At 68.5% G+C, this 14,088-nt stretch carries 13 protein-coding genes and 1 pseudogene; 11 read left to right on the top strand and 3 right to left on the bottom strand.

Going from position 1 to position 14,088, the window contains the following annotated elements:
* Positions 1 to 432 (top strand): helix-turn-helix domain-containing protein (locus G6017_RS01960; RefSeq protein ID WP_182615643.1); only part of this gene is annotated, 432 nt, incomplete at its 5' end.
* Here G6017_RS01960 and G6017_RS01955 read toward each other — a convergent pair.
* The gene (locus tag G6017_RS01955) at positions 384 to 803 is read right to left on the bottom strand and encodes a YccF domain-containing protein (RefSeq protein ID WP_182615641.1); all 420 of its coding nucleotides are present in this window, start codon (positions 801 to 803) and stop codon (positions 384 to 386) included. The genes G6017_RS01960 and G6017_RS01955 overlap by 49 nt on opposite strands.
* Positions 804 to 937: 134 nt before the next feature.
* Here G6017_RS01955 and G6017_RS01950 point away from each other — a divergent pair, with 134 nt between their 5' ends.
* Positions 938 to 2,287: a glycoside hydrolase family 1 protein gene (locus G6017_RS01950; RefSeq protein WP_182615640.1), complete on the top strand. Its 1,350-nt coding sequence runs from the start codon at positions 938 to 940 to the stop codon at positions 2,285 to 2,287.
* A 61-nt stretch (positions 2,288 to 2,348) separates the two neighbouring features.
* On the top strand, positions 2,349 to 3,443 hold the full coding sequence (locus tag G6017_RS01945; RefSeq protein WP_182615638.1) for a serine hydrolase domain-containing protein: 1,095 nt from the start codon (positions 2,349 to 2,351) through the stop codon (positions 3,441 to 3,443).
* Between the two features lie 55 nt (positions 3,444 to 3,498).
* Here the strand turns inward: G6017_RS01945 and nadE are convergent, their stop codons facing one another.
* Positions 3,499 to 4,371: an NAD(+) synthase gene (gene nadE / locus G6017_RS01940; RefSeq protein ID WP_179524835.1), complete on the bottom strand. Its 873-nt coding sequence runs from the start codon at positions 4,369 to 4,371 to the stop codon at positions 3,499 to 3,501.
* Between the two features lie 215 nt (positions 4,372 to 4,586).
* Between nadE and ykgO the strand changes: the two genes are divergently transcribed.
* The 5 genes from ykgO to nrdF all read left to right on the top strand — a co-directional run bounded on the left by ykgO (position 4,587) and on the right by nrdF (position 9,240).
* Positions 4,587 to 4,709, top strand: a complete 123-nt coding sequence (ykgO, locus tag G6017_RS01935; protein ID WP_003852698.1) for a type B 50S ribosomal protein L36 — start codon at positions 4,587 to 4,589, stop codon at positions 4,707 to 4,709.
* Between the two features lie 586 nt (positions 4,710 to 5,295).
* Complete coding sequence (gene nrdH, locus G6017_RS01930) at positions 5,296 to 5,526, top strand: glutaredoxin-like protein NrdH (RefSeq protein WP_277817551.1); 231 nt, start codon at positions 5,296 to 5,298, stop codon at positions 5,524 to 5,526.
* Positions 5,527 to 5,571: 45 nt separating this feature from the next.
* Positions 5,572 to 6,018: a class Ib ribonucleoside-diphosphate reductase assembly flavoprotein NrdI gene (nrdI, locus tag G6017_RS01925; RefSeq protein ID WP_179524836.1), complete on the top strand. Its 447-nt coding sequence runs from the start codon at positions 5,572 to 5,574 to the stop codon at positions 6,016 to 6,018.
* Positions 6,019 to 6,086: 68 nt separating this feature from the next.
* Positions 6,087 to 8,168: a class 1b ribonucleoside-diphosphate reductase subunit alpha gene (gene nrdE / locus G6017_RS01920; protein WP_241731034.1), complete on the top strand. Its 2,082-nt coding sequence runs from the start codon at positions 6,087 to 6,089 to the stop codon at positions 8,166 to 8,168.
* A gap of 55 nt (positions 8,169 to 8,223) precedes the next feature.
* Complete coding sequence (gene nrdF / locus G6017_RS01915; protein ID WP_182609498.1) at positions 8,224 to 9,240, top strand: class 1b ribonucleoside-diphosphate reductase subunit beta; 1,017 nt, start codon at positions 8,224 to 8,226, stop codon at positions 9,238 to 9,240.
* Positions 9,241 to 9,343: 103 nt separating this feature from the next.
* Here the strand turns inward: nrdF and G6017_RS01910 are convergent, their stop codons facing one another.
* Positions 9,344 to 10,420: a TroA family protein gene (locus tag G6017_RS01910; protein ID WP_347237924.1), complete on the bottom strand. Its 1,077-nt coding sequence runs from the start codon at positions 10,418 to 10,420 to the stop codon at positions 9,344 to 9,346.
* 310 nt (positions 10,421 to 10,730) lie between these two features.
* Here G6017_RS01910 and ctaD point away from each other — a divergent pair, with 310 nt between their 5' ends.
* The 3 genes and pseudogenes from ctaD to G6017_RS16460 form a co-directional block, all read left to right on the top strand.
* A complete protein-coding gene (ctaD, locus tag G6017_RS01905; RefSeq protein WP_179524838.1) occupies positions 10,731 to 12,491 on the top strand; it encodes an aa3-type cytochrome oxidase subunit I in 1,761 nt (586 codons plus the stop codon).
* 141 nt (positions 12,492 to 12,632) lie between these two features.
* Positions 12,633 to 13,862, top strand: a complete 1,230-nt coding sequence (serB, locus tag G6017_RS01900; protein WP_179524839.1) for a phosphoserine phosphatase SerB — start codon at positions 12,633 to 12,635, stop codon at positions 13,860 to 13,862.
* A pseudogene (locus tag G6017_RS16460) lies at positions 13,859 to 14,088 on the top strand (peptidyl-tRNA hydrolase); the annotation flags it as partial. The gene serB and the pseudogene G6017_RS16460, both read left to right, overlap by 4 nt.

The following is a 14,088-nucleotide window of genomic DNA, read 5'->3' as shown; positions in this document are numbered from 1 at the left end:
GACCAGCGCGAGTCCGTCGCCCGCGCCCGGGCGCTGCGCTACTTCTCCGCGTGGGCCGCCGCGCACCTGGCCGCCCCGGACGCCGGCGGCGTCATGGCCAACGCCATGGAGGATCTCATCGCCTCGGACCGGTCGATCGTGCGTGTGGACCAGGTCGCCGCAGCCCTGGGCGTCTCGACTCGCGCGGTGCAGCGACTCGCGCACCGCTACGTGGGACTGCCGCCACTGAAGATGATCCGTCGGTACCGACTCCAGGAGGCCGCGCAGCGTCTACGCGAGGACCCGTCGGTGACGATCGCCCGGATCGCCGCGGAGCTCGGGTACTCCGACCACGCTCATCTCAGCGCGGACTTCCGCACGGTCCTCGGCCTGAGTCCCCGGTCCTACCGCGGCGCCCCCGGCGCGGCGGCGAAGGGGTCCTCCGACGGGTGACGGATGGGCACGATGCGCTGGCCGAGGGGGAGAAGGGCCAGCGGGACCATCTTCCAGCAGGCGATGCCGAAGGGGATTCCCACGATCGTCAGGCACAGCAGCAACCCGGCGAGCAGGTGGGCGATCGCCAGTTCCCAGCCGAGCACCAGGATCCACAGGACGTTGCCGATCAGGGAGAGCGCACCGGCGTCCCGGCGGAACTCGGTCCGCCGCCCGAACGGCCACAGGACGTACGCCGCGAGCCGGAACGAGGCGATGCCGAACGGGATGGTGATGATCAGGATGCAGGCGATGATCCCGGCGATGACGTACACGAGCGCCAACCACCAGCCGGCGAGAAGAAACCAGAGCACGTTTCCCAGGGTTCGCATCACACCACGGTAGACGCCGCGGCGGGCCTCCGGGCCGGGTACCGGCGCGCCGGTCGCGGGGCCTGGCGCGCACGATGCCGGGTCCGGGGGCCCAAAGCGCTGACGCCCGGCGAGACATGTGTCATGTTTTAGTGATGGGTGTTCATAAGTTTGCCGTCACCAGGATTCCGCTCGCGCTGGTGCTCGTCACCGCTCTGGTGGCGACCGCTCTCATCTCGGTGTCCGTGCAGGCCCGGGCCGAGGCGCGGATGGCCGAGGGCTTCCACTGGGGGGTGGCCACCTCGGGCTTCCAGGTCGAGGGTTCAAATATGGATTCCAACTGGAAGCGCTACGTCGACGCCGCCGCCGCGCGTGGAGAGGCTGATCCGGTCAACGACGCCGTCGACTTCTGGAACCGGTACCCCGAGGACATCGCCCGTGCCGCGGACATGGGCGTGAACACCTTCCGCCTCAGCGTGGAGTGGTCGCGCATCGAGCCCGAGCCGGGGCGGTACGACGAACAGGCGTTGCGTCGCTACGACGACATTCTGAGCACGATCAGGGCGCACGGCATGACGCCGATGATCACGATGGTCCACTACGTGTATCCGGGATGGCTGGTCGATCGCGGCGGGTTCCTCTCGCCGGACTCGGTGGAGGCGTTCGGGCGCTACGCCGAGCTCATCACCGAGCGGTGGGCCGGTAACGGGACGATGTGGGTCACCTTCAACGAGCCGCTGGTGTTCTTCAGTCACGAACTCCGCATCGGGCTGGTGGGGCTGCACCAGTTCAACGCATTCCGCGACAACGTGGTGGCGGCCCACAAGCTGGGATATCACGCCGCTCATAGGGCGGACCCCGATGCCATGGTCACCGCGAACGAGGCGTACCTCCCCGCCTTCGCCCCGGCCACGGACGATCTGCTGCTCAACCACATCCGCGACGAGCTGGACTTCATCGGGGTCGACTACTACTACGGCATCGCGCTCGACAATCTCACGACCATCCGTGCCGCGTGGGACGACTTCGCCGGCGTCCGTCCGCAGCCCGAGGGGATGTACGAGTCGATCGTCCACTACGCCAGGCACTTCCCCGGCAAGCCGCTGTTCATCGTCGAGAACGGGATGCCCACCCACAACGGCTACCGGGAGGACTCCTTCGAGCGCGGTGACTACCTCCGTGACGTCGTGTTCTGGATCCAACGCGCGGTCGCCGACGGCTACCCGGTGATCGGCTACAACCACTGGTCGCTGGTGGACAACTACGAGTGGGGTACCTACGACTCCCGTTTCGGCCTCTACCAGGTGGATGTGCTCACCGATCCGGCTCTCAAGCGCAGGCCGACCTCCGGGGTCGACGCGTACCGGGACGTGATCGCGGGCGGTGGCGTACCGGAGGGCTATCGCCCGGTCCTGCCGGTGGGCACGTGCTCGCTGGGGACGATCCCCGACACCTGCCTCCGTCCCGTCGACGTCCACGGCCCGCTCGCGCGGCTGGCGGGCTGACGGCCCGGGCCACCACCGACGAACCCTTCACCAGCCGGCCCCCCGGACGTAGGGTCACCCCATGGATCGGTTCGCCTCCGTCACCGGGGGACTCGACGCCCTGGTCGACTCCGGACGGCTGACGGGTTACGTCTGCGGGGTACGGCAGGACGGTCGATCACGGATCGCGTCGGGTGGGACGCGGTCGCCCGGCGGCCCCGCGCTCGACCCGGATGCGGTGTTCCCGCTGTCGTCCAACACCAAGCCGGTGGGCGGCGTGCTCGCGCTGAGGCTGGTCGAGCTCGGGATCCTCTCTCTCGACGACCCGGTGGCCACACATCTGCCGGAGCTGTCCGCCCCCAGGGTCCTCGCCCGGCCCGGCGGGCCGATCGACCGGACCGTACCGGCCGGGCGACAGATCACGCTGCGCCATCTCCTCACCATGACCGCCGGCGTCGGCTGGGCGGGCGAGGGCAGTCCCCTGACCGTCGCCATGGGCGAGCGGCAGGTCGCACCCGGCCCCTACGCACCGCCGATGAAGCCGGACGAGTACCTCCGGCTGCTGGGTGCACTGCCCCTGGCGGACCAACCCGGGCGGGGTTGGCACTACCACACCGGCAGTGACGTCCTGGGGGTGCTCCTGGCGCGGGCAACGGGCGCCAGCGTGTCCGGGTTGGTGGCCGAGTACGTCACGGGGCCGCTCGGACTGGCGGACTGCGGGTTCACCGCCGACCCGGATCGGCTCCCCACCTGCTACGGGCTCGGACCCGACGGGGCCCTCCGGCCGCTGGACATCCGGAGCAGATTCGATCGCCCACCTCGCTTCGAGTCCCTGGCGTGTGGGCTGGCCTCGACCGTCGCCGACTATCTGGCCTTCCTCGACGTCCTGGTCGACGGCGGGACCGTCCTGGGTCCGGAGTTCGCGGAGATGATGACGACCGACCACCTGACCCCGCGGCAGCGCGCCGATGCGGAGGGGTTCATCGGACCCGGCTGTGGATACGGGATGCAGGTGGAGATCCGCCCGGACGGGGTCGTCGGCTGGGCGGGGGGACTGGGGACGATCGGCTACGTCGACCGGCGCACGGGCCGCTGCGCGGCGGTGTTCACCACGCAGTCCTTCGACGTACCGGGGACGGCGGACGCGCTGGACTCGGTGTGGGAGCTGGTGCGGTGATCGGGCGGCGGTGCCTGGTCGGCCGGTGTCCGGTCGACCACCGACCGCCGGGGCGTCACCCCTCGCGCCACCAGGTGTCGAGTGGCGTGGCCGGGACCGCCCGCTTGTGGCGGGTGGCCAGGAACAGCTGCTCGATCCGGGCAGCGGCCTGAGTCGGCACGCCGTCGCGGCCCTCCAGGTAGTCGTCGATCTGCTCGTACGTCACGCCCAGTGCCACCTCGTCGGGCAGGCCCGGACGGTCGTCCTCGAGATCGGCGGTGGGGACCTTCCGCCAGGTCGACTCCGGGGCGCCGAGGTGCCGCAGCAGCGCTGCACCCTGCCGTTTGGTGAGGCCGGTCAGGGGGGTGAGGTCCACGCCGCCGTCTCCGTACTTGGTGAAGAAGCCGGTGACCGCCTCGGCGGCGTGATCGGTGCCGACGACGAGATGGCCGAGCTGCCCGGCCACCGCGTACTGCGCGACCATCCGCTGGCGCGCCTTGACGTTGCCGCGGACGAAGTCGCGGAGCGGGCCCGCGTGGCCGGGAAGGTCCTCCAGTGCAGTCGCGGCAGCACCGGAGGCGGCCTCCGAGGCCGCCCGGATGTCGACGGTGACGCGGGCATCGGGCCGGATGAAGTCCAGGGCCGCGACGGCGTCGTCCTCGTCCGCCTGGGTTCCGTGGGGGAGCCGCATGGCGACGAACCGCGCGTCGGGCAGGCCCTCGTCGCGGAGCTTCTCGGCGGCGAGCTGGCACAGCCGACCCGTCAGGGTGGAGTCCTGGCCCCCGCTGATCCCCAGGACGAAACCCGTGGCGGGGGTGCTGCGGAGATACTCGGCCAGGAACGCCACCCGCCGGGCGACCTCCTGCTCCGGATCGATGTCGGGACGAACGCCGAGTTCGGCGATGATGGACGCGCGGAGAGCGCCGGTGTCTGCAGAGGACTGGGTCATGGCGTCAGCATAGGAAGCCCGTGTGACTTCTGCGTGACATGTGGACGGGCCACGCGAGGTGCCCGGTTCCGCCGGTTGGAGTTCTGACGGGGCAGTCCGTTACGATGGACCAGTTGTGTGTCGTGCATCCGACCTCCGGGTCGGACGTGTCGCGCAGTCATCCCCAGTCGTGTCGGCGGCCATCACGGCCGCCCCGAGAGCCTAAGGAGCGCCAGATGAAGGTCCGCAAGTCCCTTCGGTCGCTGAAGAACAAGCCGGGCGCCCAGGTTGTCCGTCGTCGCGGCAAGGTCTACGTGATCAACAAGAAGGACCCCCGTTTCAAGGCCCGCCAGGGCTGAGTCTCGTCCGCGTGGGATCCCACGCACCCTCGAGGGCCCGCCTCCGGTTCGCCGGTGGCGGGCCCTCGTCGTCGTCGTGGGGGCGGGGCAGACCCGCGCCGACGGTGACCCCCGACGACCCCGCCGCCGCGGGGCCTCCCGGTGCCCCTTCCGCGACGGTGGCCCCGTCGCCCCTGTGGAGCGGTTGGGGACAAGGTGTGGGGTGGTTGGGGACGACCTGTGGGGCGCCGGACGGGGTCTCCGGCACCGTCTCGCGCGTGGCAGAGTGACGGTCGCGGGGCGAGGCCGCGGCGTTCGGGCCGACCGTGACAACGGTGGGTGGGAAGTGTCCACAAGGCGGGATCGCGACCTGGGAATACCACCGTTGTAAGACCAAAATGTTGTGGTCGATTGACTCGTCGGACACTAGGGGTAGTGTCTAGGGTGTTGCGGCCCCCGATGAATGCCACGTGTGGCATTCGGGCTGTGAACCCTGACAGACACCACGGTTATCCACAGGCCGGGCGGAAGCGCCGGAACCGATGACCGTCCGAGAAGAGCCCCTCCGCGCCTCCCCGGCGCCCGTGCCGAAAGAGGTCCACGACTGATGGTCACCGTCTACACCAAGCCCGCCTGCGTCCAGTGCAACGCCACCTACAAGGCGCTCGACAAGCAGGGCGTCGAGTACCGGGTGGTCGACATCTCCGTCGACGACGACGCGCGTGAGTACGTGATGGCCCTCGGGTATCTCCAGGCTCCCGTCGTGGTGTCCGGTTCCGATCACTGGTCGGGTTTCCGGCCGGACCGGATCAAGGCCCTCGTCACCGTCGCGGCCTGACCCCGGGGCGGACCCGGAACACATGTAGATCCGAAGGGGGCAGTCATGGCGGCTCCGCTGTCGGCCACCGAGCCGGTGAGGATCGTCTACTTCTCCAACGTCTCCGAGAACACCAAGCGGTTCGTCGACCGTCTGGGGCTCCCGGCGCTGCGCATACCCACGCGGAGGACCGAAGCGGGGCCGATCGTGTCGGACCCGTATGTTCTGATCGTCCCGACGTACGGGGGATGCCTCGAGGTCACGGGCAGGACCGGGGCGTCGGTCCCGCGACAGGTGGTCGCGTTCCTGAACAACGAGCACAACAGAAGCCTCTGCCGCGGCGTGATCGCCGCCGGTAACACCAACTTCGGTTCGGACTACGCGGTCTCCGGCGACGTGATCGCACGCAAGCTCGAGGTCCCGTACCTCTACAGGTTCGAACTGATGGGCACACAAGAGGACGTCATCCGCGTCCGCGAGGGATTGGAAGAGTTTTGGCAGCACCGACCGTGACCCCCGAAGGCACCATCGCCGGCGAGGCGGGCGAGGGGCAGCGCCTAGATTACCACGCGCTCAACGCCATGCTCAACCTCTACGACGCGGACGGCAGGATCCAGTTCGACAAGGACCGTGAGGCCGCGCGGGAGTACTTCCTCCAGCACGTCAACCAGAACACGGTCTTCTTCCACAACCTGGACGAGAAGCTGGACTACCTGGTCGACAAGAACTACTACGAGCGGGAGGTGCTCGACCGGTACACGCGCAACTACGTGCGGGAGCTGTTCGACCACGCCTACGCCAAGAAGTTCCGCTTCCCCACGTTCCTCGGCGCGTTCAAGTACTACACCTCGTACACGCTCAAGACCTTCGACGGGAAGCGGTACCTCGAGCGCTACGAGGATCGCGTCTGCATGGTCGCCCTCACGCTCGCGGACGGCGACGAGGACCTGGCCCGCCGCCTGGTCGACGAGATCATCGACGGTCGCTTCCAGCCGGCCACCCCCACGTTCCTGAACTCGGGCAAGAAGCAGCGCGGCGAGCCCGTCTCCTGTTTCCTCCTGCGTATCGAGGACAACATGGAGTCCATCGGCCGCAACATCAACTCCGCGTTGCAGCTGTCCAAGCGCGGTGGTGGAGTGGCACTGCTGCTGTCGAACCTCCGCGAGCACGGCGCCCCGATCAAGCACATCGAGAACCAGTCCTCCGGCGTCATCCCCGTGATGAAGCTGCTGGAGGACTCCTTCTCCTACGCCAACCAGCTCGGCGCCCGCCAGGGTGCCGGGGCGGTGTACCTGCACGCCCACCACCCGGACATCTTCAAGTTCCTCGACACCAAGCGGGAGAACGCGGACGAGAAGATCCGTATCAAGACCCTGTCGCTGGGCGTGGTGATCCCGGACATCACGTTCGAGCTGGCCAAGCGCAACGACGACATGTACCTGTTCTCGCCTTACGACGTCGAGCGGATCTACGGCAAGCCTTTCGCGGACGTCGACATCACGGAGCACTACACCGAGATGGTCGAGGACAGCCGGATCAAGAAGACCAAGATCAACGCGCGGCACTTCTTCCAGACCCTCGCCGAGCTGCAGTTCGAGTCCGGCTATCCGTACATCATGTACGAGGACACGGTGAACCGGGCCAACCCGATCGCCGGCAAGATCACCCACTCGAACCTGTGCTCGGAGATCCTCCAGGTCTCCACGCCGTCGACGTACAACGAGGACCTCACCTACTCGCACGTGGGTAAGGACATCTCCTGCAACCTCGGCTCCCTCAACATCGCCAAGGCCATGGACTCACCGGACTTCGGCCGGACCATCGAGACGGCGATCCGGGGCCTGACCGCGGTGTCCGACCAGACCCACATCGACTCGGTCCCGTCGATCGAGCGGGGCAACGCCGAGTCCCACGCGATCGGCCTGGGGCAGATGAACCTGCACGGCTACCTCGCCCGCGAGCGGATCCACTACGGGTCCGAGGAGGGCGTGGACTTCACGAACATCTACTTCTACACGGTGCTCTACCACGCGGTCCGCTCGTCGAATCTCCTCGCGCGGGAGCGAGGGACGTGGTTCGCCGGGTTCCCGGAGTCCACGTACGCGTCCGGTGAGTTCTTCGACAAGTACACGGACAGGGTGTGGGAGCCGGCCACCGAGCGGGTGCGCCAGCTGTTCACCGAGGCGGGCGTCGCGGTGCCCACCCAGGAGGACTGGCGCGCGCTCAAGGCCGACGTGCAGCAGTACGGCATCTACAACCAGAACCTGCAGGCCGTGCCGCCGACCGGGTCGATCAGCTACATCAACAACTCGACCTCGTCGATCCACCCTGTCGCGTCCCGGATCGAGATCCGCAAGGAGGGCAAGATCGGTCGGGTCTACTACCCGGCGCCCTACCTGACCAACGACAACCTGGACTACTACCAGGACGCGTACGAGATCGGGTACGAGAAGATCATCGACACGTACGCGGCGGCCACCCAGCACGTGGACCAGGGACTCTCGCTGACCCTGTTCTTCAAGGACACGGCCAGCACCCGCGACGTGAACCGCGCCCAGATCTACGCGTGGCGCAAGGGGATCAAGACCCTGTACTACATCCGCGTGCGCCAGCTCGCGCTCGAGGGCACCGAGGTCGAGGGCTGCGTCTCGTGCATGCTCTGACCCCCGGGCCTCAGGCCTGCGACCCGAACCGCCCCCGCCATCACGAGGAGATCCGATGACCGCCGAGCTGCACGCTCCGGGATCCCACAGCCCCGCCGCCGGGGTCGCCCCCCGGCTCGTCGACCGGGTGTCGGCGATCAACTGGAACCGCGTCACGGACGAGGTCGACGATCAGGTCTGGGGTCGTCTCACCAGCAACTTCTGGTTGCCGGAGAAGGTCCCGGTGTCCAACGACATCCCGTCGTGGCAGACCCTGACGGACTCGGAGCAACAGCTCACCACCCGGGTCTTCACCGGCCTGACGCTGCTGGACACCCTCCAGGGGACGGTCGGCGCGGTGAGCATGATCCCCGACGCGTCGACCCCCCACGAGGAGGCGGTGCTCACCAACATCGCGTTCATGGAGTCGGTCCACGCCAAGAGCTACTCCACCATCTTCTCGACGCTCTGCTCCACTCCGCAGGTCGACGACGCCTTCCGCTGGGCGGAGGAGAACACCTTCCTGCAGCGCAAGGCGCACATCATCCTCGGGTACTACTCCGGCGAGGATCCCCTCAAGCGCAAGATCGCCTCGACCCTCCTCGAGTCGTTCCTCTTCTACTCGGGCTTTTACCTGCCCATGCGTTGGTCCTCGCGGGCTAAGCTCACCAACACGGCGGACATCATCCGGCTCATCATCCGGGACGAGGCCGTGCACGGCTACTACATCGGATACAAGTACCAGCGTGCCCTCGAGCAGATCGGGCAGGCCGAGCGCGACGAGTTGAAGGACTACACCTTCGAGTTGCTCTTCGAGTTGTACGACAACGAGGCGGACTACACCGAGGACCTCTACGACACGGTGGGGTGGACCGAGGACGTCAAGAAGTTCCTGCGCTACAACGCCAACAAGGCGCTGATGAACCTCGGATACGAGGGGATGTTCCCCAAGGACGAGACCAACGTCGACCCCGCGATCCTCTCGGCGCTCAGCCCGAACGCCGACGAGAACCACGACTTCTTCTCGGGTTCCGGCAGCTCCTACGTCATGGGCAAGGCCGTCGCCACGGAGGACGAGGACTGGGACTTCTGACCCGACCGTCGTCACCACCTCACCCCGGCACCCGATCAGGTGCCGGGGTGAGGTCGTCCGGCAGGTGCGCCGGGTCGTCCTGTCGGCTCGGCCGGCTCCCCGGCTACCCGTCCGGGGCGATCCCGTTGATGGAACTCCGGATGTCGTCGAGGACCGCGCGCGCGGCCACCGGGCCGGATCCCTCCCACACGGCCCGGTCCACGACGAACATGCGGCGGGCGCCCACCGCGGCGAGGTCCGTCCACCGCTCGGTGGCGAAGGCCTCCCGCGCGGACTGCTCCGAGCCGTCACCGCCGCCCACCACGGCGAAGATCACGTCACCGTCGAGTTCATCGCCCACGGGAGGAGACTCGGGAGCGGGTTCGATCCGCTGGCCGTCCCGGGTGCGCTGCGCCGGGGGCCGGCCGGCACCGACCGCCTCGAGCATGAGGCTCCCGAGTGTGTCCGGCCACTGGACCGCGACGCCGTCGGAGACGGAGACGAGCGAGACCCAGGTGTCGCTCGGGGTGGTGGCGTCGGCGGTGAACCGGGCCCGGTCGATCACGTCCAGCAGGAGATCCCCGCCGGCACGCGGTCGCCCGTAGGCGTCGGCGATCGCCTCGGTGCTCTCGGTCCAGTTCAGAGCCCGCGCGTCGTATACGACCGTCGGGGCGACCTCCGCCAACGCCCGCACCACGGACGGGTCGGGATCGGGTGAGTCCGCCAACACGATGAGGTCGGGGTCGAGTTCACGGGCCGCGGCCGCGGCCTCCTCCGCGCCCGAGTCGCCGGTGATCGCGAGGTCGGGCAGTCCCACGAGGGGCGAGGGGAGGTAGACGTCGGCGTCGCGGGGCAGACCGGAGGTCCCGACGACGAGGTCCTGCAGCCCCAGGCCGCACGCGACGTCCACGGCCCCGGCCCCGAGCGCCAGGATCCGTTCCGGCGACCGGGGGACCTCGACCGTCGCGTCGGCCGGGTCCACGGACTCGACCCGCCTGACGCCGTTGCCGGCGAACTCGGCCGGCACCGGTACGGGCGCACATGATTCCTCCGGTTCGGCGGAGCGCTGGAGCTCCTCACCGGCCATCCGTGAGGGGGTCGTGGTGACGGGGTGCTCGACCATGTCGACGGGGGACGGCCCGCACCCGGCGAGCACGAGGCCGGCGACGAGCGGGCCCACGACGCCCACCGTGACCCGCACGGGGGTGGAAGGATACCCCCGTCCGCGAGGGCGGTGACGGCTCGGCGCGAGATCGGTCATGGGGGAGAGCCTAGGAGATGGGTCGCGGGCGCAGTCGAAGTGGAGGTCGAGGCGGGTCCGGGCGTCATCTCGGGCGTGTCGTGGCGGGGCCGGATTCCCGCAGATGACCCGCCCCGGCGAGTTCGGCGGGGTGAGTGGTGGACGCTCTCAGCGGAGGGTTAGGATTGCCCTCACGCACTATTCCTTTGCGTTCGACGTGGGGTCGGTGGTTCGACCCGCGGCGTCGGGTGAGGCGTTCAGGAGGACCCTTATGACCGCAGTGGCCCCCAAGCCGGTCGACGATCTCGACCATCCGCCGGGCGTACCCACGGGCACCGCCCGGCCGGGTTCGTTCGTGTGGAAGATGATGACGACGACCGATCACAAGCTGCTCGGCCTGATGTACATCGTCACCTGTTTCGTCTTCTTCTTCATCGGCGGGCTCATGGCCCTGCTCATCCGGGCGGAGCTCTTCGTCCCGGGCATGCAGTTCCTGTCCAACGAGCAGTTCAACCAGCTGTTCACCATGCACGGCACGGTCATGCTGCTGCTGTACGGCACCCCGATCGTGATCGGGTTCGCGAACTACATCATGCCGCTGCAGATCGGCGCCCCCGACGTCGCGTTCCCGCGACTGAACGCCCTGGGCTACTGGCTGTTCGCGGTCGGCGGCACGATCATGCTCTCGGGCTTCCTCACCCCGGGTGGTGCGGCTGCGTTCGGCTGGACCATGTATATGCCGCTGGCCGACAAGATCCACTCGCCGGCCGTCGGCGCGGACCTGTGGATCCTCGGTGTGGGCATCGGCGGTATCGGTACCATCCTCGGCGCCGTCAACTTCGTCACCACGATCATCTGCCTCCGCGCGCCGGGCATGACCATGTTCCGTATGCCGATCTTCACGTGGAACATCCTCGTGGCGTCGGTCCTGATCCTGCTGATCTTCCCGCTGCTCACCGCCGCCGCTCTCGGCGTCTTCTACGACCGGCAGTTCGGTGGCCGCATCTACGATCCGGGCAACGGTGGCGCCATCCTCTGGCAGCACCTGTTCTGGTTCTTCGGTCACCCCGAGGTGTACGTCCTCGCCCTGCCGTTCTTCGGCATCGTCTCCGAGGTGTTCCCGGTCTTCTCGCGCAAGCCGCTCTTCGGCTACGCCGGTCTGATCTTCGCGACCCTCGCCATCGCCGCGCTGTCCATGGCGGTCTGGGCGCACCACATGTTCGTCACCGGTGCGGTGCTCCTGCCGTTCTTCTCCTTCATGACGTTCCTCATCGCCGTTCCGACGGGTGTGAAGTTCTTCAACTGGATCGGCACCATGTGGCGCGGCAAGATGACGTTCGAGACGCCGATGATCTTCGCGCTCGGCTTCATCGTGACCTTCCTCTTCGGTGGTCTGACGGGCATCATGATGGCCGCGGCGCCGATCGACTTCCACATCTCGGACACGTACTTCATCGTCGCCCACTTCCACTACACGCTCTTCGGCACGATCGTGTTCGCCACGTTCGCCGGCGTGTACTTCTGGTTCCCCAAGATGACGGGCCGGATGCTCGACGAGACGCTGGGCAAGTGGCACTTCTGGCTGATGTTCATCGGCTTCCACACCACGTTCCTCGTGCAGCACTGGCTCGGTAACCAGGGCATGGCCCGCCGGTACGCCGACTACCTGGCGACGGACAACTTCACGGTCCTCAACCAGATCTCCACCATCGGGTCGTTCATCCTCGGCATCGCGATGCTGCCGTTCATCTGGAACGTCATCAAGAGCTGGCGTTACGGCGAGATCGTCACGGTCGACGACCCGTGGGGTGCGGGCAACTCGCTCGAGTGGGCGACCTCCTGCCCGCCGCCGCGTCACAACTTCGTGACCCTGCCCCGGATCCGCTCCGAGCGGCCGGCGTTCGAACTGCACTACCCGCACATGAGCGAGCGCATGCGTGCGGAGGCCCACGTCGGGGGCCGGGCCGCGGCCCAGGACCCGGCTGCGGTCAAGGACGTGGCCGAGCGCGGCTCGTCACCGCAGAGGGGCTGACCCACCCGCCCGTACTCACCCACGGGCCTCGGACCCCGCTGAACCCCGTCGGTAGGCTCGTCCTCCGGCGGGGTTCGGCGCGTGTGAGCCCGTCCGGTCCACCACCCCAGTCGTCAGCACGAGCACTCGTCAGGAGCACACGTGAGCACCCCCGGTACCCCGGCACTACTCACCGTCACCGGTCCCGACCGGCCAGGTGTGACCGCGAGGATCATGTCGGTCCTCGCCTCCCACCACGCCGACCTGGTGGACGTGGAGCAGGTCGTGGTCAACGGCCACCTCTCCCTGGGGCTCATGGTCCGGGTGGACGCGGGCGCCGACATCGTGACCGTGGTCCGCGAGCTCACCGAGCAGGTCCACGAACTGGGGATGCAGTTGGAGGTCCAGTTCGACGACATCGCGCCCCCCACGCCGCCCTCGACCCACGCGGTGGTGATCCTCGGCAGTCCGGTCACCGCGTCGGCGTTCTCCGCGGTGGCGGGTTCGCTCGCGTCGATCGGCGCGAACATCGACACGATCCGGGGGATCGCCGACTACCCGGTGACGGGGCTGGAGCTGCAGGTCTCGACCGCCGGCCGCGACGCCGCCGACGACGCCAGGCTGCGCGAGGCGATGGCGCCCCTGTCGGACGCGCACGGCGTCGACATCTCGGTGGACGGTGCCGGGCTGGGCCGCAGGTCCAAGCGTCTGGTGGTGTTCGACGTGGACTCCACCCTGGTCCAGGGTGAGGTCATCGAGATGCTCGCCGCCCACGCGGGCAGGGAGGCCGAGGTGCGCGCGGTCACCGAACGCGCGATGCGGGGGGAGCTGGACTTCGCCCAGTCCCTCCACGAGCGCGTGGCGACCCTGGCCGGACTGCCGGCCACCGTCCTCGACGAGGTCGCGGCCAGCATCGTTCTGACCCCGGGTGCGCGGACGACGATCCGCACGCTCAAGCGTCTCGGCATCCGCTGCGGAGTGGTGTCGGGCGGGTTCATACAGGTGATCGCCGGCCTCGCCGAGGAGCTGGGTCTCGACTTCGCGCGGGCCAACACGCTCGAGATCGAGGACGGCGTGCTCACCGGCCGCGTCATCGGCGAGGTGGTGGACCGTGAGGCCAAAGCCGACTACCTGCGCGAGTTCGCCGAGGAGCTCGGCATCTCGCTGAGCCAGACCGTCGCGGTGGGCGACGGGGCGAACGACATCGACATGCTCACCGCTGCGGGGCTGGGGATCGCGTTCTGCGCCAAGCCCGCCCTCCGCGAGGTGGCCGACGCGTCGCTGTCCAAGCCGTTCCTCGACACCGTCCTGTTCGTCCTCGGCATCACGCGCGACGAGATCGAGGCGGCAGACACCGCCGCCGGCACCTACCGACGCGTCCCGCTCGTGTGACCGAGGGACCACAGGTCGAGGGGCCGCGTCCCGAGGAGCCACCGACCGACGCACCACCGGCGGGAGGTCCTGCGACCGGTGCCGCGCTCGACTGGTGCCACGCCCGACTCCGCGCCGGGTCGGCCGGGACCGAGGACCCGGATGACCGCGGCACCGTCCGCTCCATGCCGATCGTGCTGCACCTGCCCAAGGCGGACCTCCCCGGACGGACCCCGCTGCTCGAGGC

Origin of the sequence: Dietzia sp. B44 (assembly GCF_014145245.1) — a bacterium.
GTDB lineage: Bacteria > Actinomycetota > Actinomycetes > Mycobacteriales > Mycobacteriaceae > Dietzia > Dietzia natronolimnaea.
Note: the sequence above shows the minus strand (reverse complement) of the source record. Positions and strands in the feature narration are given on the sequence as shown.